This window comes from Thioclava sp. SK-1 (assembly GCF_001705665.1).
Lineage (GTDB): Bacteria > Pseudomonadota > Alphaproteobacteria > Rhodobacterales > Rhodobacteraceae > Thioclava.
Genome location: NZ_MDHA01000014.1, coordinates 1 through 368 on the forward strand (window position 1 = coordinate 1; position 368 = coordinate 368).

Annotated in this window: 1 rRNA gene; it reads left to right on the forward strand. The window is 51.9% G+C overall.

Going from position 1 to position 368, the window contains the following annotated elements:
* Window positions 1-368: ribosomal RNA gene (locus BFP70_RS00570) — 23S ribosomal RNA — on the forward strand; the annotation flags it as partial.

Consider the following 368-nt stretch of genomic DNA (forward strand, 5'->3'; position numbering starts at 1 on the left):
TGGGAAAGCATGTGGGACTTCCAAAACAACCAGGAGGTTGGCTTAGAAGCAGCCATCCTTTAAAGATAGCGTAACAGCTCACTGGTCTAGTTAAGAGGTCCTGCGGCGAAGATGTAACGGGGCTCAAGCCACGAGCCGAAGCTTTGGATGTGTACCGTAAGGTGCACGTGGTAGCGGAGCGTTCTGTGATATAGAACGCTGCCTCTTTTGCCTCCTCGGAGGTAACGGAGGCAATGTTCTGACTGTGAAGCCGGGCTGTAAGGCATCCGGTGGAGTGATCAGAAGTGAGAATGTTGACATGAGTAGCGACAAACAGGGTGAGAGACCCTGTCGCCGAAAGTCCAAGGGTTCCTGCTTAAAGCTAATCT